Below are 25,377 nucleotides of genomic sequence, written 5' to 3' on the forward strand. Positions count from 1 at the left end.
GAAAGCTATAAATAGTTTCACTTTATTTCTGGAGAGGAGAAGGTATTGAAATCATGTCAAGATCTCAAGAAATTTTTAAGTGGTTTCGTAATATACAACATTCGAAAAAACTAAGTTGGGTTTCTTACGTATTATTAGGAGCAGTACTGTTTTTTGCGCTTATGAATAATGTAAAGCCAGAGCAATTAGATGTTAAAGAGCTCGAAATTGCTAAAAAAACAATTCACTCTCCTATTAAAATTGAAGATAAAGCCGCAACGGCGAAAAAGAAAAACGAAGCCGCTCAAAAGGTTGAGGATAAATATACATATAAAAGCGAATATAAGCAAAATAAAGTGGATATTGTAACTTCCGTCTTTGATGCGGTAAGTGAAGTAGAGGCAGAGGCTAAATCAACTGGCCCAGACGAGTATAAAAAAATTTCTGATGTGGACAAATTGGACAAGTTAAAGAAGAAATTACCAACAGATTTAGCAAAAAGTTTAACCGATCCGATTTTGTTGAAATTTATTAATGCTGATTCAAGTCAATTGTCATTGGCAAAGGATGCGGCTGTAACAGCGGTTAATAAAATTATGAGGGAACACATCAAGATGGATCAAGAAGAAGCTGCAAGAGAACAATTCGTTACTGAAATGAGTAGCGTAAGTATAAGTAGTGATTTAAAAGATGCGGTGAATACACTAGGGAAGTATGCGGTTACAGCGAACTATTTTTATGATTCAGCTGCGACGAAAGATAGTAAAAAAATAGCGGAAGATTCAGTTGCATCAGTTTTTATCCTTCAAGGGCAAGTTCTTGTGAAAGAAGGCGATACGATTTCACGAGAAGCATATGAGCAGTTGAAGTTAGCAGGATTGTTAGAGAAGGGCAATACCTTCCAACCTTATGTTGGTCTAGCGGTACTCATTTGTGTGTTATTGTACTTTATGCATAAGCAGTTTGAAGTATTTTTACAGCGAAAAAGAGAAGATAGGCCGTATGTTTTAGCATACATCACAATTCTGTCTATCACGATTGTTTTAATGAAAATCATTAGTTTATTCCAAAAGCTTGAATATGCAGGAATCGCGTATGTTGTTCCAGTTGCCATGGGAACAATACTTGTAAAATTAATGATTGGTGATCGATTTGTATTTTTAACGAGTATGATCTTTTCTGTATGCGGAAGTATTATGTTTAATGAAGGTGTAACGAGTACACTGAATTATAGTGTGGGGATTTATGTTTTATTAAGTTCATTATCAGTTAGTATTTTCTTGAGAGAAAAAAATCGTCGTACGATGATTTTACAAGCTGGTATACTTGTTTCTGTATTAAATGTAGTCGTATTAGCGGCTTTGCTATTATTACGTAACGGGAATTTTTCACCTCTTGAAATTGGGGTGCAATTATTAATGGCTGCTGTTTCGGGTATTATCTCTTCTGTTCTAGCTATGGGGATTTTACCGTATTTAGAAAGTGGCCTTGGGATTGTATCGAGTATGAAATTGATGGAACTTTCAAGTCCGAATCACCCACTTTTGCGCAAAATTTTATTGGAAGCACCAGGTACATATCACCATAGTGTAATGGTAGCTAATCTCTCAGAAGCTGCTTGTGAAGCAGTTGGAGCAAATGGAGTATTAGCGCGTGTAGGGGCGTATTATCATGATGTAGGGAAAACGGTACAGCCACAGTTTTTTATTGAAAACCAAATGGGTATTGAAAACCCGCACGATAGATTAGACCCTGTAACGAGCAAAGATATTATAATTGCTCATGTAACCGATGGGGTAAGAATGTTAGAAGAACACCATATACCTCAAGAAATTATCGATATTGCTGGACAGCATCATGGTACAACGTTACTTAAATATTTTTACTATAAGGCGATTAAAGAAGATAAAGAGAAATATACGGAGGGAATGTTCCGCTATCCAGGATCAAAAGCAACTTCTAAAGAGTCGGCAATCGTTGGTATTGCTGATAGTGTAGAAGCGGCGGTACGTTCGATGAACCATCCAACACCAGATCAGATTAATAATTTAGTGCAAAGTATTATTAGAGATCGTTTGCAAGATGGTCAATTTAGCGAATGTGATTTGACATTTAAGGAACTACAAATCGTTGGAAAAACGTTATGTGAAACGTTAAATGGTATTTTCCATTCCCGTATTACATATCCGGAACTGCCGGAAGAAAAGGAGAAAGAATGAGTTTATTAATTGATTTTATTGATGAAACAGAAGAAGTGAAAGACGAATATATAAGTTTGATTAGAGGTTTAGTAGAGAAAGCGGCCCAAATGGAGAACATAGAAGAAGGCGCAGAATTATCGGTTACATTTGTAGATAATGAACGTATTCGTGAAATAAACCGTGATTACCGAGATAAGGATCAGCCTACGGATGTTATTTCTTTTGCTATGGAAGAAATGGGAGAAGGAGAAATGGAAATTATCGGTGCGGAGATGCCACGTATGTTAGGGGATCTTATTATTTCTATTCCAAGAGCGAAAGAGCAAGCTGAGGAATATGGACACTCTTTTGATCGTGAACTTGGGTTTTTAGCGTTACATGGCTTTTTACATTTGCTTGGTTATGATCACATGGCAGAAGAAGATGAAAAAGAAATGTTTGGAAGACAAAAAGAAATTTTAGAGGCCTTTGGATTAGGGCGATGAAAAAAGGAAAACTTATAAATAGTTTTGGATATGCTATAGCTGGTATATGCTTTTGTCTTCGTCATGAACGAAATATGAAAATTCATTATTTAGCCGCAGTCATTGTCATATGCTGCGGCTTTTATTTCCATATTACAAAAATAGAATGGATTGTATTACTTATTGTGATTGGAATTGTAATGAGTTTGGAGATGGTGAATACGGCTATTGAAAAAACAGTAGATTTAGCAACCACCGATATTCATCCGTTTGCGAAAAACGCAAAGGATGTTGCAGCGGGATCGGTTTTATTATTTACGATTATAGCTGTTGCAATTGGTGCTATTATCTTCTTACCGTATATGGTATAGTTGCATTCCAAAGCTTTTATTAAGCTTTGGGAGCGCCGTGAGGGCCTTTAATAGAAGAATGTATCTATTCACAGCTGTGAACAGGAAGGATGCGGGATATGAATAGTAAACAATTAATTCAAGAAGCAATCGAAGCGCGTAAACAAGCGTACGTACCATATTCAAAATTTCAAGTAGGTGCAGCATTATTAACGCACGATGGAAAAGTATATCGTGGCTGTAATGTTGAGAATGCATCATATGGCTTATGTAACTGTGCAGAAAGAACGGCTTTATTTAAGGCAGTTTCTGAAGGAGATAAAGAGTTTGTAGCTATTGCGGTTGTAGCAGATACAAAACGTCCAGTGCCTCCTTGTGGAGCATGTCGACAAGTTATGGTAGAATTATGTAAACAGGATACGAAAGTATACCTATCAAATATACATGGTGACGTTCAAGAGACGACAGTCGGAGAATTGTTACCAGGAGCATTTTTAGCGGAGGATTTACATGAATAGAAAAGGTTATAAATCAGGTTTTGTCTCTATTATTGGCAGACCGAATGTTGGGAAATCTACATTTTTAAATCGTATTATCGGCCAAAAAATTGCTATTATGAGTGATAAGCCACAAACGACTCGTAATAAAATTCAAGGCGTATATACAGAAAATGATTCACAAGTAATTTTCATTGATACACCAGGAATACATAAACCTAAACATAAGCTAGGTGATTTCATGGTGAAGATGGCTCAAACGACATTGAAAGAAGTTGATATTGTTCTATTTATGGTCAATGCAACTGAAGGATTTGGTCGTGGTGAGGAATTCATTATTGAAAAATTACAAGAAACGAAACAACCGGTATTTTTGGTAATTAATAAAATTGACCAAGTTCATCCAGAGCAATTGCTGGAGTTGATTGATCAATATCGTAAATTATATGAGTTCGCGGAGATTGTGCCAATTTCTGCATTGGACGGTAATAACGTTGAAGCGTTAATCGGAGCAATTAAAAAGTATTTACCAGAAGGACCGCAATATTACCCGGATAATCAAGTAACGGATCATCCAGAGCGATTTATTATTTCAGAGCTTATTCGTGAAAAAGTATTACATTTAACACGTGAAGAAGTGCCGCACTCTGTAGCGGTTGTTATTGATGCAATTCAGAAGCGTGAGGGCGGTGCAGTTTATATAAACGCAACGATTGTTGTTGAACGTGCATCACAAAAAGGAATTATTATAGGTAAGCAAGGGAAGATGTTAAAAGAAGTCGGGAAACGAGCTCGTTTTGATATTGAAGCACTTCTTGGTTCTAAAGTATTTTTAGAGGTATGGGTAAAAGTACAAAAAGATTGGCGCAATAAGATGTCTCAGCTTCGTGATCTTGGTTTCCGCGAAGACGAGTACTAAAATAAAGTAAGGCTGTAATCAGTGGATGTTTGCTCATCCGCTGATTATTGGTTTTTATAAGCTTTAATAAATTAGGAAAAATTTTTCTCACATGAAAATGGACAAAATGGGTCAATTTAATAACAAAGGAAATTGGTTTATAGGCTACGCTTATTGAGAAAGGTGGATTCTTATGCTAGATTTTACCTGGAAGTTTTTCTCCAAAACAGGAAGCATTGAAACGTATTTGCTTTTAAAAGAAATGGAAAAAGACGTAAACGATGAGATGGATCAACATGAAGAGGAGCTAGCGCATCTAGACTCTCCAATTTCTTGACCCGTTTTGTTCAAACCTTGGATGGTGACGAACATGTTTCAAAAAGTTGAGGGCATCGTTATCCGTACGACAGATTACGGAGAAACGAATAAGATTGTTACAATATTCTCAAGAGAATTTGGTAAGATAAGTGCAATGGCAAGAGGGGCGAAAAAACCGAAAAGTCGGTTAGCGTCTGTTTCGCAACTTATGACTCATGGGCATTTTCTTATCCAAGTGGGATCTGGGCTTGGAACTTTGCAACAAGGCGAGATTATTTCAACTATGAAAGAAATTCGCGAGGATATATTTTTAACTGCTTATGCATCATTTGTTGTTGAGTTAACTGATAAAGCAACAGAAGATAAAAAACATAATCCGTACTTATTTGAAATGTTATATCAAACGTTGCATTATATGTGTGAGGGTGTTGATCCAGAAGTATTATCATTAATTTATCAAACGAAAATGCTTCCGGTATTAGGGATGCGCCCGTATTTTGATACATGTGCGATTTGTCATCAAGAAACAGATTTTGTCGCCTTCTCTGTTAGGGAAGGCGGTTTTCTGTGCTCACGTCATGCGGAGCAAGATCCGTATCGTATACCGGTGGGAGAAGCTGTGCATAAATTGTTACGTCTTTTCTTCCATTTCGATTTACATAGGCTCGGCAATGTATCAGTGAAGGATGGCACAAAAAAACAAATGCGTTTAGTATTGAATACATATTATGATGAATATTGCGGAATTTATTTGAAATCAAGACGTTTCCTAGAACAACTTGATAAGTTTCAAATATAATTGAGGGCCGTATACGGTCCTTTTTACATACTTTCTTTTTCGAATAGCATATTTAGTATATAATATTTAAGAGATAGTATAACTTTTTTCGTTGTGCATTAAAGGTGGTGATTATCATAGAGCTGAATAAACGGCAAGAACATATCATTCAGATTGTAAAAGATCACGGTCCTATTACAGGGGAGTCAATTGCTGCGCAATTGGGTTTAACACGTGCAACGCTAAGACCAGACTTAGCAATTTTAACGATGGCTGGTTATTTAGAAGCGCGTCCACGCGTAGGTTATTTTTATACGGGTAAAACTGGGGGACAGCTATTATCTGAAGCTGTTAAAAAAATTAAAGTGCAAGATTATCAATCTAGACCTGCTGTAATTGATAAAAATGTATCAGTATACGATGCAATCTGTACTATGTTTCTAGAGGATGTTGGTACATTGTTTGTTGTAGATCAAGCTACTTTATTGGTGGGCGTTGTATCTCGTAAAGATTTATTACGAGCTAGCTTAGGAAAGCAGGATTTAACCTCTCTTCCGGTTAATATTATCATGACAAGGATGCCAAACATTGCGATGTGTCGCAGGGAGGATTCTTTATATGATATTGCGATGGAATTAATAGAAAGACAGATTGATGCAATGCCAGTTGTAAAGGACACGAAACAAGGTCTAGAAGTGATTGGGCGAATTACAAAAACAAATATTACACGTGCGTTTGTAAATTTAGTAAATAACGAATAAGTGTAATTTGTTTAAAGTGAGGTAATGTAATGGATAATAAAATCGTATATGTCGTATCTGACTCTGTAGGAGAAACGGCTGATTTGGTTGTTAGAGCGGCAATGGGACAGTTCCCGTTCGCTCCTGATATTAGACGTGTACCTTATGTAGAAGATACAGGGACATTAAAAGAAGTGATCTCGATTGCCAAGAGCAATCAGGCGCTTATTTGTTTTACGTTAGTAAAGCCTGATATGCGTCAATATTTATTGACAGAGGCGGCAAAAGAAGGGGTAGAGGCATACGATATTATCGGACCTCTTATCGATCAAATTGAAGAAATTACAGGGCAAGTACCAAGGTATGAGCCAGGTGTCGTTCGAAGATTAGATGAAGAGTACTTTAAAAAGATTGAAGCGATTGAATTTGCGGTTAAGTATGATGATGGTAGAGATGCACGTGGTATTTTGAAAGCCGATATCGTATTGATTGGAATTTCACGTACATCAAAAACACCACTTTCACAATATTTAGCGCATAACAAACGCTTGAAGGTTGCCAATGTACCACTTGTACCAGAAGTAGATCCGCCTGAGGAATTATATAAAGTGGCAAAAGAGAAATGTTTCGGTTTGAAAATTACACCGGATAAGTTAAATCATATTCGAAAAGAACGATTAAAATCACTTGGATTAAGTGACGGAGCAACATATGCGAATATTAATCGTATTAAAGAAGAAATCGTTCATTTTGAGAATGTAGTGAGTAAAATAAATTGTCAAGTGATCGATGTATCAAATAAGGCGATTGAAGAAACAGCTAATATTATTGTGAATGCAGTGCAAAACCAAAAAATGTTTTAGCACATTTACCACAGGTGAATGTGCTTTTTTCGCTCATGAGAAGTAGGACAATAACTGTCGATTTAGTAATAGAATACAGTGTAATGGTTATACTTATATTCTTCTGTTTTTTTATTATGTTGAAGGAACGATTTCGTTATCTTTAAATGTAAAATGAAAATTAAAGGGATATGTAGCGTAGTTGAAGAAAATATATTATAATAAAAAATTGTGATAAAAACCTATATTTTACGTTTAGACTTTAATTTTTCAGAATAAACTAGGGATAGGATTTGCGAAAAAGACATGTATTTACGTTAAATCGACAAAATCTAAACAAGAAAACGCACATTATGGAAGGATTCGCAGAAGGGATGTAGAATACAGAAATATGCAAAACATCAGTGAGATATTAGTTGATGCAGATGCATGTCCCGTGAAGGATGAAATTGTGCGCGTTAGAACAAGAATTTATGTCGAAATTTTGTTTGTCGTATCGTAGGCTCATCGTTTAAGAAAACAGCAAGATAATTGGGTCTATGTAGATTTTAAGCAAGATGAAGTCAGTTTTTATATTTATCAACATGCAAAAGCTACAGATTTCGTGATCACATATGATATGTGGCTTGCTAGTCTTCTTTTAAAAAAAGGAGTACATGTATTGTCTCCACGAAGTACATTTGTAAAAGATGAGCAAATGGATACAATTTTACATAGAAGGTATGTATTTGTGAAGTTACGCAGGCAAGGTGCTTATACAAAAGGACCAAAATAGTTTACACAACGTGATCGACAGCACTTTCTAATAAATTTAGAAAAAATATTGTCGAATTATAAAGGAATCTTGTAATTAATATCGAATACAAAATACGACACGGAGATGGAGTTATGGGGAACAGAATTCCCGAAGAAGTTGTTGAACAGATTCGGACGTCATCCGATATTGTAGAAGTGATAGGTGAGTATGTTCAACTTAGAAAGCAGGGGCGTAACTATTTCGGCCTTTGTCCATTTCATGGTGAGAATTCCCCTTCATTCTCTGTTTCATCTGATAAGCAAATTTTTCATTGCTTCGGATGTGGAGAAGGTGGAAATGTATTTTCTTTTCTTATGAAAATGGAAGGACTTGCTTTCACAGAGGCTGTTCAAAAGCTAGGTGAAAGCAATGGAATTGCAGTTGCAGAATATACATCAGGGCAAGGACAACAAGAAAACATATCTGATGACACTGTCATCATGCAACAGGCTCATGAACTTTTGAAGAAGTATTATCACCATTTATTAGTAAATACAGAAGAAGGAAATGAAGCACTTTCTTATTTATTAAAACGTGGTATTACAAAAGAAATGATTGAGAAGTTTGAAATTGGTTATGCATCACCAGCTTGGGATGCAGCGACAAAAATTTTGCAAAAAAGAGGTTTTTCGCTATCTAGTATGGAACAAGCCGGCCTTCTTATAAGAAGCGAGAAGGATGGTAGTCATTATGACCGCTTCCGTGGAAGGGTTATGTTTCCAATTTATACTTTACAAGGTAAGGTGATAGCGTTTAGTGGAAGGGCGCTAGGAGATGATACTCCGAAATATTTAAATAGCCCTGAAACACCAATTTTTCATAAAAGTAAGTTGTTGTATAACTTCCACCAAGCAAGGCCGTTTATTAGAAAACGTGGGCAGGTTGTCCTTTTTGAAGGATATGCCGATGTACTAGCCGCGGTAAAAAGTGGTGTGGAAGAAGCGGTTGCGACAATGGGAACAGCTTTAACTGAAGAACAAGTGAAACTTCTGCGACGTAACGTTGAAACTGTTGTTCTTTGCTATGATGGTGATAAAGCAGGGCGAGAAGCGACGATGAAAGCAGGGCAGTTGTTATTGCAAGTTGGTTGCCAAGTGAAGGTCACACCCTTGCCAGATAAGCTTGATCCTGATGAATATGTGCAACAATATGGGACAACGGCTTTTGAAAATCTTGTGAAATCAAGTATAAGTTTTGTTGGTTTCAAAATAAATTATTTGCGTTTAGGGAAAAATTTGCAAGATGAGTCTGGCAAAGAAGAATATGTAAAAAGTGTTTTAAAAGAGTTATCATTGCTACAGGATGCGATGCAGGCTGAATCATATTTAAAGTCATTATCGCAAGAATTTTCGTATTCAATGGAAACACTTTTGAATCAATTGCACCAATATCGCAAAGAACAAAAGGTACAGCAAAAACAAATAAAGCAGGTTTCTAAGCCATCTCAAATTGTTCAAACGAAACCGAAGTTAACAGGTTTTGAAAGGGCAGAAAGAGAAATTATTTACCATATGTTGCAAAGTGCAGAAGTGGCCGTTCGTATGGAACCCCATATAGAAGATTTTCATACAGAAGAACATAAAGGGATTTTATATGAACTATACGCATATTATGAAAAGGGAAATGAACCTTCAGTCGGAACATTTTTAAGTTGGCTCTCTGATGAAAAGTTGAAAAATATTATCACTGATATTTCGACGGATGAATTTATTAATCCAGAATACACAGAAGAAGTGTTGCAAGGTCATTTGGAGACGCTCAAACGTCATCAAGAAAAACTTGAAAAGATGGAAATCATCTTTAAAGTAAAACAAATGGAAAAAACAGATCCTGTAGAGGCTGCTAAATATTATGTGGCATATTTACAAAATCAAAAAGCAAGAAAATAGCTTTTTTGATAAAATTTTAGTATAATGAATGTTTGTATCTCGCGTAAGGAGGGGAACAGATGGCTGACAAACCAGCTCGTTCTAAACAAATTGAAACTGAAATGACCCTTGAGCAAGTGAAAGAACAACTCACTGAGCTCGGAAAAAAACGTGGCGTTCTTACATATGAAGAGATTGCAGAACGCATGAATGGATTTGAAATTGAATCCGATCAAATGGATGAATACTATGAATATTTAGGTGAACAAGGGATTGACTTAGTTGGTGACAATGACAACGAAGAAGGTCCTAATAATCGCCAAATTACAAAAACGGAAGAAGAATTTGACCTTAATGATTTAAGTGTGCCGCCAGGTGTGAAAATCAATGACCCTGTTCGTATGTACTTAAAAGAAATTGGTCGTGTAGACTTACTATCTGCTGAAGAAGAAATTCGACTTGCGACACGTATTGAAGAAGGCGATGAAGAAGCAAAACGCCGTCTTGCGGAAGCAAACTTACGTCTTGTAGTAAGTATTGCAAAGCGCTACGTGGGCCGTGGTATGCTTTTCTTAGACTTAATCCAAGAAGGAAATATGGGTCTAATTAAGGCAGTTGAAAAGTTCGACTACCGTAAAGGTTTTAAATTTAGTACGTATGCAACTTGGTGGATTCGCCAAGCTATTACACGTGCGATTGCAGACCAAGCGCGAACAATTCGTATTCCAGTTCATATGGTTGAAACAATTAATAAGTTAATCCGTGTACAACGTCAATTACTACAAGATTTAGGACGTGAACCATCTCCTGAAGAGATTGGTGAAGAAATGGATCTTGCTCCAGAAAAAGTACGCGAAATTTTAAAAATTGCACAGGAGCCAGTTTCTCTTGAAACACCAATTGGTGAAGAAGATGACTCCCATTTAGGTGACTTTATTGAAGACCAAGAAGCAACATCGCCTGCGGACCATGCAGCGTATGAGTTGCTAAAAGAACAATTAGAAGATGTGTTAGATACACTAACAGATCGTGAAGAAAATGTTCTGCGTCTTCGTTTTGGTTTAGATGATGGACGAACTCGTACGCTTGAAGAAGTTGGGAAAGTATTCGGCGTAACGAGAGAACGTATTCGTCAAATTGAAGCGAAAGCACTTCGCAAATTAAGACATCCAAGCCGTAGTAAGCGCCTTAAGGATTTCTTAGAATAGGCTACCTTTAAGTTTACTTCACTTTTGTGAAGTAAACTTTTTTATTTTGTTAATTTTTGTTAAATTTTAGCTATCGGCAACGATTACAATTTCTTGTAATTTATTTTACAGAATTGTCTTTTGATTTGCAAATGCTCATTTTTCGATTTTTCGATTTATTTTGTTTATTATATACAAAATAATATGTAGAAAAGTAAAAAATATGATGAGAAACGTTAGTAATTATCGAAATAATATGCGATATAATAGTGAAAATCAATAAACTGAATTTATGGAATATTTTTAACGAATGGTAGTTTGCTCTTTTCTGATAGAACGTTTTCAAGTACAATAAAAATGACTGAATCATCTAACTATTTAGGGGTATAGAGGGGGGAGAAGAGATATGAAACGTAATCCGTTGATTCCGTTCGCTCTTATTGCAGCATTAGGTATTATCGTTATGTTTGTATTTTCATTTCAGGGGCTAAATAAATCTAAAGAGTTAGCTGATGCAAAAAATGGTGGGAAACCAGCGCAAACAGCATCAAAGCCAGAGGATATTGTAAAGCAAAGCTGTACGAGCTGTCACGGTGATCAGTTACAAGGAGCAGTAGGACCTAATTTACAAAAAATTGGTGGGAAACTTTCAAAGGATGAAATTAAAGAAATTCTTTCGAAAGGAAAAGGAAACATGCCGCCAAATATAGTTCCGGCTGATCAAGCGGCTAAAGTAGCTGATTGGTTATCAAAGAAAAAATAAAGTATAGAAAAACAAGCCTTTTGCTTTTGTGCAAAAGGCTTGTTTTTCTATACTTTCTAAAATACGATGAGTAATAGAGAATGGAATTGTTGTTATGGGCTTGCAACAACTACTATAAATTCATTATCATGGAGACAGACTGACAAGAGAAGGAGTAATGGAAATACATGAATGAAGTAAAGCTTTCAAAACGATTAGAAGAAGTTGTGCGCGAGATTCCAGTAGGATCTACAGTAGCTGATATTGGATCGGATCATGCGTATTTACCGTGTTATACAATTATAAATAATATTGCTACAAAAGCAGTTGCAGGAGAAGTTGTGGATGGGCCGTTTCGTTCTGCGCAAGCAACTGTAGCTGAAAGTGGCTTACAAGATAAAATAGACGTTCGTAAAGGGAATGGATTAGAAGTAATTACACCAGGGGAAGTAGATGTAATTACAGTTGCTGGTATGGGTGGAGCACTAATTCGTGACATTTTAGAAAGTGGTAAAGAAAAATTAGAAGGTGTAACACGTTTGATTTTACAGCCGAACATTGCAGCACATCACATTCGTGAATGGTTTATTGAAAATGGCTGGGAGCTTATCCGTGAAAAAATCGTAAAAGAAGACGGGAAAATTTACGAAATTTTAGTTGGGGAACGAGGAAATATTGCAGCACCTTACTCAGATAATAAACAAGCTGAATTATTTATGGGTCCATTTTTAATAAAAGAAAAAGGTGAGGCCTTTGTTGAAAAGTGGGAAGGAGAATTGAAAAACTTCCAAAATATCTTAAAACAATTAGAACGTGCAGCAGATTCTGAAGAGACAAAAGCGAAACGTGTAGAAGTAGAAGCGAAAATGAAAATGATAGGGGAGATTTTATCATGAGTAAAATTCCAAATGGCCATGAGGTTATTTCTTTATTTGAAAGTATGTATCCGAAGCATTTAGCGATGGAAGGGGATAAAATCGGCCTGCAGATTGGGGCACTTAATAAACCTGTGCAGCACGTACTAATCGCGTTAGATGTAACGGAGGGAGTTGTGGACGAGGCGATCCAATTAGGGGCGAATGTCATTATAGCGCACCATCCTTTAATCTTTAGTCCATTAAAAGCGATTCATACAGATAAGGCGTACGGAAGAATTATTGAAACGTGTATTAAAAATGATATTGCGATTTATGCAGCACATACAAATGTAGATATTGCTAAGGGCGGGGTAAATGATTTACTTGCCGATGCGTTAGGGTTACAAAATACAGAAGTATTAGCTCCGACATACGCAGAAGAAATGAAAAAAATTGTTGTGTTTGTGCCAGTAACTCACGCAGAAGAAGTACGTAAAGCGCTAGGAGATGCAGGTGCTGGTCATATCGGCAATTATAGCCACTGTACGTTCAATAGTGAGGGGACAGGCACGTTTGTACCTCAAGAGGGAACAAAGCCTTATATCGGGGAAACTGGACAGTTAGAACGGGTGGAAGAGGTACGTATCGAAACGATTATTCCAGCTTCATTACAAAGAAAAATTATTAAAGCGATGTTGGTATCCCATCCATACGAAGAAGTGGCGTATGATGTATATCCGCTTGATAATAAAGGTGAAACTTTAGGTCTTGGTAAAATAGGATATTTAGAAGAAGAAATGACACTTGGTCAATTTGCAGAACATGTGAAACAATCTTTACATGTAAAGGGTGCAAGAGTTGTCGGCAAGTTAGATGACAAGGTGCGTAAAGTCGCTGTACTCGGTGGAGATGGCAATAAATATATAAATCAAGCGAAATTTAAAGGGGCAGATGTATATGTAACAGGTGACATGTATTATCATGTTGCTCATGACGCGATGATGCTCGGTTTAAATATAGTTGATCCAGGACATAACGTTGAAAAAGTAATGAAGCAAGGTGTGCAAAAGCAATTGCAAGAACAAGTAGATGCGAAAAAACTCAATGTACACATTCATGCTTCTCAGTTACATACAGACCCATTTACATTTGTATAAGAAAAATAAAAACCGTTGCTCATATAGGCAACGGTTTTTATTATTGTTCTTTTTTTACCTTTACACGAGGTAATATCTTTTGAAGTGGTACTTTTCGAATTCTCTCCCATGTAGCTGGGTTCATTGGATCATATTGATCTAAGAAAGCGATAACTTCTTTTGTAATTGGTGTTGGAGTAGAAGCGCCTGCTGTAACAGCTACGTTTTCTACACCTTGTAGCCACTCTAATTGAATTTCACTTACATCCGCAACACGATAAGCTTTCGTACCAGCAATTTCTTGTGATACTTGCGCTAAGCGATTCGAATTGTTACTTTTTGGATCACCAACAACGATTGTTAAATCTGCAACATCTGCTTGTTTAGCTACAGCTTCTTGGCGAACTTGAGTTGCTAAACAAATTTCTTTATGGAATTCTGCCGTTGGGAATTTCTTTTGGATGTCTTCCATTAAATGTTGAACATCCCATTGGCTCATCGTTGTTTGATTCGTAACTAAAATTTTATCCGTTGGGATTTCTAATGTTTCTAAATCAGCGGCTCTTTCGATAAGATGAACGATGTCAGGTGCAATACCAACCGCACCTTCTGGTTCAGGGTGATTTTTTTTACCGATATAAATGACATGGTAACCTTCAGCTTTCTTTGCTTCAATAAGGTCATGCGTTTTTGTAACATCTGGACAAGTGGCATCGATTGTTGTTAAACCTTTTTCTTTTGCACGTTGTTTAACTTCAGGAGAAACACCGTGAGCAGTAAAGATAACAGTACCAGAATCAATTTGATCTAAAATATCTAAGCGACTTGGTCCGTCTAACGTAATGATTCCATCTTCTTCAAAAGCGTCTGTAACATGTTTATTGTGAACAATCATACCTAAAATATAAATAGGTCTCGGTAATGATTTATCTAATGCAGCGTTACGTGCAATTACCATTGCGTCGACAACACCGTAGCAATAACCACGAGGGGAAATTTTAACAATTTTCATATGAGTAATCCTCTCCTTCTAAACAAGGGATACTTTTGTGCATAGTCTTTTACATTATAAAGGAGGAGGGGATAGAAAACAAAGGATTGTTACACATATAGTTTTGGTTTTGTTGCTGATTGTTGAACGGGTTCTTTCGGAACCTCTTTTTCTATTACTGGTTCCAGCACTATTTTTTTTCTTTTTCGTTTCCTTTTTGGAGGCGGAGGAGGTGGAGTTGCTACCTCAACCTGTTCTGTTGCATCTTCAGTTTGATTTTCTTCCGTACTTTTTCCGGAGGTGAGGATTTTAACAATGCTTGGTAGACTACGCATAATGGGACCGTACTGTTCGACAACAGGACCGACAGATTGCACGACTTGAGATACTTTTTCGATATTATTTATCATATTAGTTGGGTTCGAAATTAAATTTGAAAAAAAACTACCGATGCCGCTGCTAGATGCCGCTGCGGTTGTAGCTGACGCGGCGCCGCGTGTATCATTTGATTCATACATTTGAGGTGGTATCATCTGTTGAGGATATTGCTGCATGTATGGTTGATATTGTTGTGTATATTGTTGGTGGTGGGGCTGTTGCTGTTGATATTGGGGCGACGGTTGTTGGTACATCATCGGTGGCCCTTCCATTTGTCGATAAGGAGGGACCATTTGCATGAAAGGTTCGGTTGGATCGTGTTTTTTAAAGAGTTTAGCAAGGAAACCTTTCTTTTTTTGAGCCATCGGTGGTAGTTGGGGAATCGGATATGGTGTGTAAGATTGTTGTCCTCGATTCGGATACATTTGTCTTGCAGGGGATTTCGGAAACATGTGGGAAATCCTCCTTTCTTCAGTTAGGTATATACACATACAATATGCAATAAGAGGGAAGAAGGTTAGTTTTTGAAGTGAAAACCTAAACTAAAGATGGATTTTACTTGTAGATTTCGATATAATGTAGACTTGACTGATTTGTGCGCGCAGTAGAAATTTAGAAAGAAGGTGTAACTTATGACACAACAAACTTTTACACAGTATGATTTTAAACCATTTTTAATAGATGCAGTTCGTGAACTACGCTTTTCAGAGCCGACAGGAATTCAACAGAAAATTTTCCCGGTTGTGAAAAAAGGTGTAAGTGTAATTGGACAATCCCAAACAGGTTCTGGGAAAACACATGCATACTTACTTCCTACATTAAACAGAATTGATGCAAGTCGTGAAGAAGTTCAACTTGTTATTACAGCGCCTACTCGTGAGTTAGCACAACAAATTTACGAAGAAATCGTGAAATTAACAAAGTTCTGTGCAGAAGATCAAATGATTACAGCACGTTGCTTAATTGGTGGAACTGATAAACAACGATCAATTGAAAAGTTGAAAAAACAACCTCATATTGTAGTTGGAACACCAGGACGTATTAAAGACTTAGTAGAAGAAAAAGCGCTATTTGTTTATAAAGCAAATACTATTATTGTCGATGAAGCAGATTTAATGCTTGATATGGGATTCATTCAAGATGTAGATAAAATTGCAGGACGTATGCCTAAAAACTTGCAAATGCTAGTTTTCTCTGCAACAATTCCTCAAAAATTAAAACCATTTTTGAAGAAATATATGGAGAATCCAGAGCATATTCATATTAATCCGAAACAAGTTGCGGCTGGAAATATTGAGCATTATTTAGTGCCCTCTAGACATCGTAACAAAATTGATTTAGTGAACAAGATGTTGCTTCAATTTAAGCCGTATTTAGCAATTGTTTTCACTAACACGAAGAAAATGGCAGACCAAGTTGCTGATGGATTAACAGAGCGTGGCTTAAAAGTTGGACGAATTCACGGGGATTTATCACCACGTGATCGTAAAAGAATGATGAAACAAATTCGTGATCTTGAATTCCAATATATTGTTGCGACTGATTTAGCAGCACGCGGTATTGATATTGAAGGAATTAGTCATGTTATTAACTATGAACTTCCATCAGATTTAGATTTCTTCGTTCACCGTGTTGGAAGAACTGCACGTGCGGGTCATTCAGGTATTGCAGTGACAATTTATGATCCAGCAAATGAAGAAGCTTTAGATAGTTTGGAAAAACAACGTCATATCGAGTTTAAGCATGTAGATTTACGTGGAGATGAGTGGGCGGATTTAGGTGACCGTCGTCGTCGTAAGAGCCGTAAAAAACCAAATGATGGGCTAGATGTTATGGCAACAAAGGTTGTTAAAAAGCCGAAGAAAGTAAAACCAAACTATAAACGAAAACTTGCAACAGAACGTGATAAAGTTAAGAGAAAATATAGTAATAAAAAAAGATAAGGGATTTTCCCTTATCTTTTTTTATCCCGCTATTTGTGAGAGTATATAATCAATAAGGATAGAAAAATATTGATTAAAGTTTCGCCTAATCCAGTTAAGTTAAATATAGAGTATAGCTTGTTTAAATAGTCATATAAATTTGTGTAGTGCCTTTTTTGCGAACAAACAATTCACTACATGTTTCTACAAATTATGCTATCATTATATCTATTGTATATTGAAGAGGTGATTGTATGTTAAAGATTGGATCTCATGTTTCAATGAGTGGTAAGAAGATGTTATTAGCAGCAAGTGAAGAAGCTGTTTCATACGGTGCAACGACGTTTATGATTTATACAGGTGCACCGCAAAATACACGAAGAAAACCAATTGAGGAATTAAACATAGAAGCAGGAAGAAAACATATGGAACTAAACGGTATTGAGGAAATTATCGTACATGCGCCATATATTATTAATGTTGGGAATACGACGAAGCCAGAAACATTCCAATTAGGTGTAGACTTCCTTCGCATGGAAATTGAAAGAACCTCGGCATTAGGTGTGGCGAAACAAATCGTTCTTCACCCAGGTGCGCACGTTGGTGCAGGAGCGGATGCTGGTATTCAACAAATTATTAAAGGGCTTAATGAAGTATTAACGCCAGAACAGACGGTTAACATTGCGTTAGAAACGATGGCGGGAAAAGGAACAGAATGCGGTCGTAGCTTTGAAGAAATTGCAAAGATTATTGATGGTGTAAAATATAATGAGAAGCTATCAGTATGCTTTGATACGTGTCATACGCACGATGCAGGATATGATATTGTAAATGACTTTGACGGTGTATTAAACGAATTTGATAAGATTGTTGGTATTGATCGTTTGCAAGTACTTCATATTAATGATAGTAAAAATGTACGCGGCGCAGGAAAGGACCGTCATGAAAATATCGGTTTCGGTCATATCGGTTATAAAGCGTTGCATCATATCGTGCATCACCCGCAGTTAATGCACGTACCAAAAATTCTTGAAACGCCATATGTAGGTGAAGATAAAAAAGATAAGAAGCCGCCATATAAATTAGAAATCGAAATGCTGAAAAATGGTACTTTTGATGAAGGAATTCTTGAGAAAATTAAAGCGCAATAAGAAATAAGGAGGGGATTTCCCCTCCTTATTTTAATAGTTGCTGAAATAAAGTATTAACTTGTTGGGCAGTGGCAGGAGAAGTTACCTTTGCGATTTGTTTTAAGAGATCTAGTCGCTCATTATTATCGTAAATGTTAATGTTTTTTCCTTTCATAAGTAAAACAATTTGATCAGCTTGTGCGGGTGTAATTGGAACTTCATATTCTTTGCTATATTTTAATAGCTCTTTTGTAGAAATATGGTTTAATTTTTTATTAACAATTTGTTTGATGAGGTTCATCGTGTTGTCCTCCTTCACACGTTCTACTATCGAAATATATGTGCACATAGCTTGTATATATTCTTATAGAGTTTCGTTTTTTCCATGAGAAAAAGAAGCTTATGCTATAATATAAGAACAAAACTATAGATAAAGAGTATAAGGAGGACTTATGGAGAAAAAGCAACATCGAAAAGAAAGTGTTATTCATCTTGTATATCGTTTAGTTATGATTGTCTTTGGGGCAGCGTGTGCAGCGGTAGCGATTGAACTGTTTTTAATGCCAAATAAAATTATCGATGGTGGAATTATTGGTATTTCTCTTATATTAGATTATCTTACTCCTAATATTTGGTGGTTAAGTTTTTCTACTTTAGTTGTTATCCTCAACATTCCTTTTATGTACTCCGGGTATAAGCAAATTGGAAAAACATTCATGTTATCTTCAGCATTTGGAATTGTAGCTTTAGCATTTATTGAATCAACGTTGCATGCTATCCCACCATTTACAACAGAGCCGATTTTAGCAACAGTTTTTGGTGGTCTTATTTTAGGGCTTGGTGTAGGACTTGTTATTCGTCATGGTGGATCAATGGACGGAACAGAAATTATGGGGATTTTATTAACGAAGAAATTACCTTTCTCTGTTGGTGAATTTGTAATGTTTGTGAATTTATTCATTTTTGCATGGGCAGCATTTGTATTTGGTGTTGAACAGGCGATGTATTCTGTTATGACGTACTATATCGCATTTAAAACAATTGATACAGTAATTCAAGGATTAGACGAAACGAAAGCGGTTTTAATAGTGTCAGATCAATATGAAGAAGTATCAAATGCAATTTTACACCGCCTTGGCCGTGGAACAACAAAACTTGTTGCTAAAGGTGGCTATACAGATAAAGAAAAAGAAGTTATTTATGCAGTTGTAACGCGTCTTGAAGTGACGAAGTTAAAGTCGATTGTGCATGAAATTGATGAAAATGCCTTTGTTACGATTATGAGTACGCAAGAGACGAATGGCGGTAAGTTTAAATCAGCGATTCACTAAAAAATTAATTACAATATCTTTCGAAAGCAGAGAAATTTTCTCTGCTTTTTGTTATAATAGTAAGGTTTCTGGAAATAAGGAATATATTTTGGGCAGATTGGTTTACAACTATAATAAGCTGTACTATAATTCAAATAGAGATAAATCGGAATCATTCTGAATTAAAATAGGTGATGTATAATGAATAATATATTAGAAATAGAAGGACTTACGTTTCGGTATGAAGATCGAAATGTGTTAGAAGATATTAATTTGCAAGTTCCGAAGGGAGCTTTTTTAGGTTTAGTTGGACCAAATGGTTCAGGGAAATCGACTTTACTTAAATGTTTATTGGGTGTTTTAAAGCCGAAGCAAGGAAGTATTAGATTGTTTGGCATTGATAGTAAAAAATTTAAAGAGTGGAATAAAGTTGGTTATGTATCTCAAAAGGCAAATAGCTTTAACTCAGGTTTCCCGGCGACTGTCTTTGAAGTTGTTTCAATGGGACTTGTTTCCAAAAAAGGTCTTTTTCGCTTCTTTACGAAAGACGATAAGGCGAAAGTAGAAAAAGCGATTGCTGATGTAGGGATGAGCGAGTTTCAAGGTCGCAACATTGGAGAGCTTTCTGGTGGACAGCAACAACGTGTATTTATTGCTCGTGCACTTGTAAGTGATCCGGAATTACTTATTTTGGACGAGCCTACTGTTGGGATTGATGTGAAAAATGTGGAAAGCTTCTATGAGATACTAGAGGATTTAAACAAAAGGCTAGGGATCACGTTAATTCTTGTTACGCACGATATGGGTGCTGTAACAGAGAAGGTGACGCATGTTGCATGTTTAAATCAGCATCTACATTTCCATGGGAATGTAGAGAAATTCCTAGAGTTAGAAGATGCCGAAATGTCGATTTTATATGGACATCATGTTCATCGCTTAGAACATGAACATGGGCATCACGGGAGGATATAATGATACAGGATTTTTTACAATATGATTTTTTACGTAATTCTTTATACGCTGGTGTTTTAATAGGGCTTGTCGCACCACTTATCGGCGTGTTCGTTGTAATTCGTCGTATGTCGCTTATTGCGGATGCATTAAGTCATGTGACGTTATCGGGAATTGCAGCAAGTTTATTACTTGAAAAGACAATCTTTACCGGTGGGTTTTTAAACCCCTTATATATGGGAATGCTTTTTTCAATCGGTGGAGCATTGCTAATTGAAAAATTACGTACTGTATATAAACATTATCAAGAATTAGCAATTCCGATTATACTTTCAGCAGGGATGGGGATTGGAGTTATCTTCATTTCACTTGCTAATGGATTCAATACGGATTTATTTAGTTATTTATTTGGTAGTGTAAGTGCTGTGACAAGTGCGGATTTAATTATTATTGGTATAGTAGCAATTGTAGTTATTATAACGATTGTTTTATTATACAAAGAGTTGTTTTTACTATCATTTGATGAGGAATACGCTGTATCAACCGGTTTGAGTGCAAAGTGGATTCACTTTATTTTCATTATATTAGTTGCTCTTGTAATTGCGGTATCAATGCGGGTTGTAGGTGTTCTTCTTGTATCATCTTTAATGACGTTACCAGTTGCAGCAAGTATTCGTATTGCAAAAGGATTTAAACAAACAATTTTCTTTTCCATTTTATTTGGTGAAATTGCAGTAATTGGTGGAATGTTTGCTTCGTATCAACTTGATCTAGCACCAGGTGGTACAATCGTTATGATAGCGGTTCTTATTTTAATCGGTGCGATTTTATGGAAGAAGAAAAAAACTGCATAAAGTAGGGATAGGTATGAATCTAACAGAAGCTTTACGCCTAATGAAGGAAAAAGGATATAAACATACGGGGAAAAGGGAAGAGATGCTAAGATTATTCGCGGCACATAATCGTTATTTAACTGCGAAAGACGTTTTAGAGCATATGAAGGATGATTATCCAGGACTTAGTTTCGATACGATTTATCGTAACTTAACGGTATTCGCTGAAATTGGAGTTTTAGAGCAAACGGAATTAAATGGTGAAAAACATTTTCGTTTTACGTGCTCTATTATGGAACATCATCATCATTTTATTTGTTTAGATTGTGGTGGTACGAAAGAAATCACTTCTTGCCCAATGGATTTTATGAATAAAGATTTTAAAGGTTATGAGGTAACGGGACATAAGTTCGAAATATATGGTCGTTGTCCAAAATGTGCAAAATGAGAGAACTCGTCGGTTATTAACTGACGAGTTTTTAATTTAAATGTAAAAAGGTTGCTCACAAAAATTGTGGGCAACCGTCTTTTTTATTGTTCTTGTTTTTCTTTTTCTCGTTCGGCAGCCATTTCAGCAGCGATTACATCAATTTCTTTTTTCAGTTCTTCTACCATAGTTTCTTCTGGTACTTTACGAACAACTTGCCCTTTACGGAATAATAAACCTTCTCCGCGTGCACCAGCAATACCGATGTCAGCTTCACGAGCTTCCCCAGGACCGTTTACAGCGCAGCCAAGTACCGCAACTTTAATTGGAACTTGAAGTGTAGAGATATATTCTTCTACTTCATTAGCGATGCTAATTAGGTCAATTTCAATACGACCACAAGTTGGACAAGAAATAAGTGTTGCGGCATTAGATGCAAGACCGAATGACTTTAATAGTTCACGTGCAACCTTTACTTCTTCCACTGGATCAGCACTTAAAGAAATACGTAGTGTATTTCCGATACCTTTATTTAAAATTGCTCCAAGACCAGCAGCGCTTTTTACAGTTCCAGCAAACAAAGTTCCTGATTCTGTGATACCTAAATGTAATGGATAATCAAAAGCGCGAGCGGCTTTTTCATATGCTTCAATTGCTAAGTTAACATCAGAGGCTTTCATTGATACGATAATATCGTGGAAATCTAAGTCCTCTAAAATTTTAATATGGTGCAGTGCGCTCTCGACCATACCATCAGCAGTTGGGTATCCATATTTTTCTAAAATGTGACGTTCTAATGAACCTGCGTTTACACCGATACGGATTGGAATACCGCGTTCTTTTGCTGCATTTACAACAGCTTCTACTTTATGGCGACGACCAATGTTACCTGGATTGATACGTACTTTATCAATGCCACCTTCAATTGCTTTTAAAGCAAGGCGATAATCAAAATGAATATCAGCAACAAGTGGAATGTTGATTTGTTTTTTAATATCAGCAATAGCATTTGCTGCGCGTTCGTCTGGAACAGCAACACGCACGACTTGACAGCCTGCTTCTTCTAAACGTTTAATTTCAGCAACTGTAGCCTCAACATCATGTGTTTTTGTTGTCGTCATACTTTGTATAATTAATTCATTGTTACCGCCAATTGTTAAATTACCGACTTTAACTGGACGTGTTTTTGTACGATGAGTCATTTCATTCACGAATAGATCGCTCTCCTTATAAAAGAAGTTTCTTATTTTAGTCCCTTACATCAATGATAGTATGTGTGAGAAAGGGCTATAGAAACCAAAGTACTCGGTTTCACTTTTACTATTGTATCAGCGCCTTTATGTAATTGACAAGGATTAAGTGATGGCTTATTGATATAACGGGAATTTATAAGACTTTCCAACTTGGATTTTTGTAGCAGATGTATTTTTATTTAATTGTTTAAAATCATCAATTACTTTTTCAATAGAAGGAATTTTTTTCTTATTGATCGCTTCTGTAATAGAAAGGACTGTATCACCAGTTTTTACTTCAATTGCTTTATAAGCTGTATCCGTTTCTTTTTCTGTTTCTTTCTCTTTATTCTGCTTTGTATCTGTATTTTCTTTTTTTATCGTTTCGGCAGCTGTTGTTTTCTTGTATGAACTTAACATCGGTAAAGTACCGATTTTAATGTCGTAATAAAATATATAACCGAGGACAAGCACGAATAAGAGTACACCTAATCTCTTCATATCCTTCACTCCTTTGCTAGGAATATATGCTTGTCCAAAAAAAAAATGCCTATTTAGGCATTTTTTTATAGTTCTTGTTTATCTTTTGGTTTTGGAACTTCTTTAATTGTTAAGTATAGAACGATTAAAACAACTGCAATGTAAATGAATGTTGCTCCAGGTACGTTTATTTTGAATAAATCCATAACCATAAAGAAGATTGTTGGAATTGTGTAGCTGTAAGCAGTTAACGTCCAAACTTGTTTATAAGATAATTTGCGTTGACCGCTCATTGCAGAACCGATGAAGGCAAGTAATGTAACTCCTACAAAGGTAATAAATAATTGGAACAAGTACAGTAAGAACCCAATAACGAATAGTAAGATTGGATAAATACTGTCAAATAACGAAATGAAATCTTGTAAATCTTTCTTCTCAAGAGATGCACCTAATAAGTCATTATAAGAGTATGTTTGTGGTTGGCCATTTCCCATGGAGACTACTTTATCTTTTAAAACAAATAAACCTGTTTTATTTTGATATTTTTCTAAGTCTGTTGAATTTGGATCAAATACGAAAAGGGCATTTCCATCTTCTTTTTCGATAGGTTGGTCAATATCAGCTGTTAGTTCGCCATTTTCAATTTTGAAATCAGGTAAATCTTTTTCAATCACTTTATTTACCATGTTAACACCATCTTGAATAACGCTACCGTACAAGAAAGTTCTTGGAATAGTAGTGATTAGGCAAAGAAGCATAATATACAAAATGGTTTTACCGATTTTTTGAAAACGGAAAAGCGCCATATCTTTAGGCGAATATACGCTTTTTGCTAGCTGTGTAAAAATGGACATAGATTCACTTCCTTTATGTATGTATAAAATCATTGTAACGTACGAATCTAGAGAAGCTCAAGATATATTATCTTTACATATAGTAGAAAGGACTAAAGTTCTTCTTACTTAATTTTCTTCTTTTAGGAGAGAAAAATACAATTGACACTTTTCTTTTGTATATGGTAAATTTATCTTACATTTCTCAAACGATATAGCCAATGGGAATTTAGTTATTTTTAATGTTACATACATAATTGTGGACCCTTAGCTCAGCTGGTTAGAGCAGACGGCTCATAACCGTCCGGTCGTAGGTTCGAGTCCTACAGGGTCCATATCCATTTCGCATGTTTATTATGTCAGCAGGAAGCTTCCTTGTAGAAGGAAGCTTTTTTTACGGATATATGAGCATTTTAATTGAAAAGAAGTGGGAATTTTGCTACTTTAATGATAGCAAGACAATGTGATTTATTTGTTTGCACCCTATGGCAATTAGGGTAGAATGAAGTTGTATGTCACATATATAGTGACAATACATAAACCGGGAGGAATATAACAATGGCAAAACACGAATTACCAAATTTACCTTATGCGTATGATGCTTTAGAACCTCACTTTGATAAAGAAACAATGAACATCCATCATACAAAACATCACAACACGTATATTACAAACTTAAACGCTGCTTTAGAAGGTCATGCAGAATTAGCTGATAAAAGCGTTGAAGAATTAGTAACAAACTTAAACGAAGTACCTGAAGCAATCCGTACAGCAGTACGTAACAATGGTGGCGGACATGCTAACCATACATTCTTCTGGACAATCCTATCTCCAAACGGCGGAGGACAACCAGTAGGCGAACTTGCAACTGCGATTGAAGCGAAATTCGGTAGCTTCGATACATTCAAAGAAGAATTCGCAAAAGCTGGCGCAACTCGCTTCGGTTCTGGTTGGGCTTGGTTAGTAGTAAACAATGGTGAGTTAGAAGTAACAAGCACTCCAAACCAAGATTCTCCTCTAACTGAAGGTAAAACTCCAGTTATCGGTTTAGATGTTTGGGAGCATGCTTACTACTTAAATTACCAAAACCGTCGTCCTGACTACATCGGTGCATTCTGGAACGTTGTAGATTGGAACGTTGCTGAAAAACTTTACCAAGAAGCAAAATAATTAAAGTTAATACAGCTAAAAAAGCTAGGAGTTTTCTCCTAGCTTTTTTCTATGCTCTCCTTTTACA

General features: G+C 36.2%; 27 protein-coding genes, 1 tRNA gene and 1 pseudogene. 23 read left to right on the forward strand and 6 right to left on the reverse strand.

What is annotated here, in order from left to right; genetic code table 11:
* The first annotated feature begins 53 nt into the window (after positions 1–53).
* The 15 genes and pseudogenes from JDS80_RS01080 (at position 54) to JDS80_RS01150 (ending at position 13,674) form a co-directional block, all read left to right on the forward strand.
* The gene (locus JDS80_RS01080) at positions 54–2,198 is read left to right on the forward strand and encodes an HD family phosphohydrolase (RefSeq protein ID WP_199636824.1); all 2,145 of its coding nucleotides are present in this window, start codon (positions 54–56) and stop codon (positions 2,196–2,198) included.
* Positions 2,195–2,665, forward strand: a complete 471-nt coding sequence (gene ybeY / locus JDS80_RS01085) for an rRNA maturation RNase YbeY (protein WP_199636825.1) — start codon at positions 2,195–2,197, stop codon at positions 2,663–2,665. Before JDS80_RS01080 ends, ybeY begins: the two co-directional genes overlap by 4 nt.
* Complete coding sequence (locus JDS80_RS01090) at positions 2,662–3,015, forward strand: diacylglycerol kinase family protein (RefSeq protein ID WP_071747366.1); 354 nt, start codon at positions 2,662–2,664, stop codon at positions 3,013–3,015. Before ybeY ends, JDS80_RS01090 begins: the two co-directional genes overlap by 4 nt.
* A 98-nt stretch (positions 3,016–3,113) precedes the next feature.
* Complete coding sequence (locus tag JDS80_RS01095) at positions 3,114–3,512, forward strand: cytidine deaminase (RefSeq protein WP_071747365.1); 399 nt, start codon at positions 3,114–3,116, stop codon at positions 3,510–3,512.
* A complete protein-coding gene (era, locus tag JDS80_RS01100) occupies positions 3,505–4,410 on the forward strand; it encodes a GTPase Era (protein WP_071747364.1) in 906 nt (301 codons plus the stop codon). The genes JDS80_RS01095 and era overlap by 8 nt, the downstream gene beginning before the upstream one ends.
* 172 nt (positions 4,411–4,582) lie before the next feature.
* Complete coding sequence (locus JDS80_RS01105; protein WP_000883924.1) at positions 4,583–4,726, forward strand: YqzL family protein; 144 nt, start codon at positions 4,583–4,585, stop codon at positions 4,724–4,726.
* A 33-nt stretch (positions 4,727–4,759) separates the two neighbouring features.
* On the forward strand, positions 4,760–5,506 hold the full coding sequence (recO, locus tag JDS80_RS01110) for a DNA repair protein RecO (protein ID WP_071771679.1): 747 nt from the start codon (positions 4,760–4,762) through the stop codon (positions 5,504–5,506).
* A 107-nt stretch (positions 5,507–5,613) separates the two neighbouring features.
* Positions 5,614–6,246 carry a transcriptional regulator CcpN gene (locus JDS80_RS01115; RefSeq protein ID WP_083596090.1) on the forward strand — a complete coding sequence of 211 codons (633 nt, stop codon included), beginning with the start codon at positions 5,614–5,616 and terminating at the stop codon, positions 6,244–6,246.
* A 29-nt stretch (positions 6,247–6,275) separates the two neighbouring features.
* Positions 6,276–7,088, forward strand: a complete 813-nt coding sequence (locus JDS80_RS01120) for a pyruvate, water dikinase regulatory protein (RefSeq protein WP_071747361.1) — start codon at positions 6,276–6,278, stop codon at positions 7,086–7,088.
* A gap of 547 nt (positions 7,089–7,635) precedes the next feature.
* Positions 7,636–7,842, forward strand: a pseudogene (locus tag JDS80_RS31330) (DUF188 domain-containing protein); the annotation flags it as partial.
* 113 nt (positions 7,843–7,955) lie between these two features.
* The gene (gene dnaG, locus JDS80_RS01130; protein ID WP_199636826.1) at positions 7,956–9,752 is read left to right on the forward strand and encodes a DNA primase; all 1,797 of its coding nucleotides are present in this window, start codon (positions 7,956–7,958) and stop codon (positions 9,750–9,752) included.
* 59 nt (positions 9,753–9,811) lie between these two features.
* Complete coding sequence (gene rpoD, locus JDS80_RS01135; protein ID WP_000764066.1) at positions 9,812–10,939, forward strand: RNA polymerase sigma factor RpoD; 1,128 nt, start codon at positions 9,812–9,814, stop codon at positions 10,937–10,939.
* A gap of 385 nt (positions 10,940–11,324) precedes the next feature.
* Positions 11,325–11,681: a cytochrome c550 gene (gene cccA, locus JDS80_RS01140; protein ID WP_000828145.1), complete on the forward strand. Its 357-nt coding sequence runs from the start codon at positions 11,325–11,327 to the stop codon at positions 11,679–11,681.
* 167 nt (positions 11,682–11,848) lie between these two features.
* Positions 11,849–12,556: a tRNA (adenine(22)-N(1))-methyltransferase gene (locus JDS80_RS01145; protein ID WP_199636827.1), complete on the forward strand. Its 708-nt coding sequence runs from the start codon at positions 11,849–11,851 to the stop codon at positions 12,554–12,556.
* Entirely contained in the window at positions 12,553–13,674 is a 1,122-nt protein-coding gene (locus tag JDS80_RS01150) for a Nif3-like dinuclear metal center hexameric protein (protein WP_071771676.1), read from the forward strand. Before JDS80_RS01145 ends, JDS80_RS01150 begins: the two co-directional genes overlap by 4 nt.
* Before the next feature lie 40 nt (positions 13,675–13,714).
* Here JDS80_RS01150 and JDS80_RS01155 read toward each other — a convergent pair whose 3' ends face one another.
* Positions 13,715–14,665 (reverse strand): 4-hydroxy-3-methylbut-2-enyl diphosphate reductase, encoded by a 951-nt coding sequence (locus JDS80_RS01155; RefSeq protein ID WP_071747357.1) that lies wholly within the window; start codon positions 14,663–14,665, stop codon positions 13,715–13,717.
* A gap of 89 nt (positions 14,666–14,754) precedes the next feature.
* On the reverse strand, positions 14,755–15,474 hold the full coding sequence (gene vrrA, locus JDS80_RS01160; protein WP_199636829.1) for a VrrA/YqfQ family protein: 720 nt from the start codon (positions 15,472–15,474) through the stop codon (positions 14,755–14,757).
* 180 nt (positions 15,475–15,654) lie between these two features.
* On the opposite strand from vrrA, the gene JDS80_RS01165 reads away from it, so the two are divergent.
* Entirely contained in the window at positions 15,655–16,965 is a 1,311-nt protein-coding gene (locus JDS80_RS01165; protein ID WP_071747167.1) for a DEAD/DEAH box helicase, read from the forward strand.
* 233 nt (positions 16,966–17,198) lie between these two features.
* Positions 17,199–18,095: a deoxyribonuclease IV gene (locus JDS80_RS01170; protein ID WP_000912459.1), complete on the forward strand. Its 897-nt coding sequence runs from the start codon at positions 17,199–17,201 to the stop codon at positions 18,093–18,095.
* 25 nt (positions 18,096–18,120) lie between these two features.
* Here JDS80_RS01170 and JDS80_RS01175 read toward each other — a convergent pair whose 3' ends face one another.
* Positions 18,121–18,375 (reverse strand): DUF2624 domain-containing protein, encoded by a 255-nt coding sequence (locus JDS80_RS01175; protein WP_071747165.1) that lies wholly within the window; start codon positions 18,373–18,375, stop codon positions 18,121–18,123.
* Between the two features lie 151 nt (positions 18,376–18,526).
* Here JDS80_RS01175 and JDS80_RS01180 point away from each other — a divergent pair, with 151 nt between their 5' ends.
* The 4 genes from JDS80_RS01180 to JDS80_RS01195 all read left to right on the forward strand — a co-directional run bounded on the left by JDS80_RS01180 (position 18,527) and on the right by JDS80_RS01195 (position 21,616).
* A complete protein-coding gene (locus tag JDS80_RS01180; RefSeq protein WP_071747164.1) occupies positions 18,527–19,405 on the forward strand; it encodes a YitT family protein in 879 nt (292 codons plus the stop codon).
* 180 nt (positions 19,406–19,585) lie between these two features.
* The gene (locus JDS80_RS01185; RefSeq protein WP_199636830.1) at positions 19,586–20,356 is read left to right on the forward strand and encodes a metal ABC transporter ATP-binding protein; all 771 of its coding nucleotides are present in this window, start codon (positions 19,586–19,588) and stop codon (positions 20,354–20,356) included.
* The gene (locus JDS80_RS01190; RefSeq protein WP_071747163.1) at positions 20,356–21,189 is read left to right on the forward strand and encodes a metal ABC transporter permease; all 834 of its coding nucleotides are present in this window, start codon (positions 20,356–20,358) and stop codon (positions 21,187–21,189) included. Before JDS80_RS01185 ends, JDS80_RS01190 begins: the two co-directional genes overlap by 1 nt.
* Before the next feature lie 13 nt (positions 21,190–21,202).
* On the forward strand, positions 21,203–21,616 hold the full coding sequence (locus JDS80_RS01195) for a Fur family transcriptional regulator (protein WP_071747162.1): 414 nt from the start codon (positions 21,203–21,205) through the stop codon (positions 21,614–21,616).
* A gap of 83 nt (positions 21,617–21,699) precedes the next feature.
* Here JDS80_RS01195 and ispG read toward each other — a convergent pair whose 3' ends face one another.
* The 3 genes from ispG to JDS80_RS01210 all read right to left on the reverse strand — a co-directional run bounded on the left by ispG (position 21,700) and on the right by JDS80_RS01210 (position 24,161).
* A complete protein-coding gene (gene ispG, locus JDS80_RS01200; protein WP_180230854.1) occupies positions 21,700–22,797 on the reverse strand; it encodes a flavodoxin-dependent (E)-4-hydroxy-3-methylbut-2-enyl-diphosphate synthase in 1,098 nt (365 codons plus the stop codon).
* A gap of 165 nt (positions 22,798–22,962) precedes the next feature.
* Complete coding sequence (locus JDS80_RS01205) at positions 22,963–23,328, reverse strand: hypothetical protein (protein WP_071747160.1); 366 nt, start codon at positions 23,326–23,328, stop codon at positions 22,963–22,965.
* A 65-nt stretch (positions 23,329–23,393) separates the two neighbouring features.
* On the reverse strand, positions 23,394–24,161 hold the full coding sequence (locus JDS80_RS01210) for a DUF1189 domain-containing protein (protein ID WP_071747159.1): 768 nt from the start codon (positions 24,159–24,161) through the stop codon (positions 23,394–23,396).
* Between the two features lie 240 nt (positions 24,162–24,401).
* Here JDS80_RS01210 and JDS80_RS01215 point away from each other — a divergent pair.
* A tRNA-Ile gene (locus JDS80_RS01215) sits at positions 24,402–24,475 on the forward strand.
* A gap of 223 nt (positions 24,476–24,698) precedes the next feature.
* On the forward strand, positions 24,699–25,310 hold the full coding sequence (gene sodA / locus JDS80_RS01220; RefSeq protein WP_071771673.1) for a superoxide dismutase [Mn]: 612 nt from the start codon (positions 24,699–24,701) through the stop codon (positions 25,308–25,310).
* Positions 25,311–25,377 lie beyond the last annotated feature (67 nt).

The sequence above is a fragment of the Bacillus cereus group sp. N8 genome (genome assembly GCF_016483685.1).
In the GTDB taxonomy this organism is placed as follows: domain Bacteria; phylum Bacillota; class Bacilli; order Bacillales; family Bacillaceae_G; genus Bacillus_A; species Bacillus_A proteolyticus.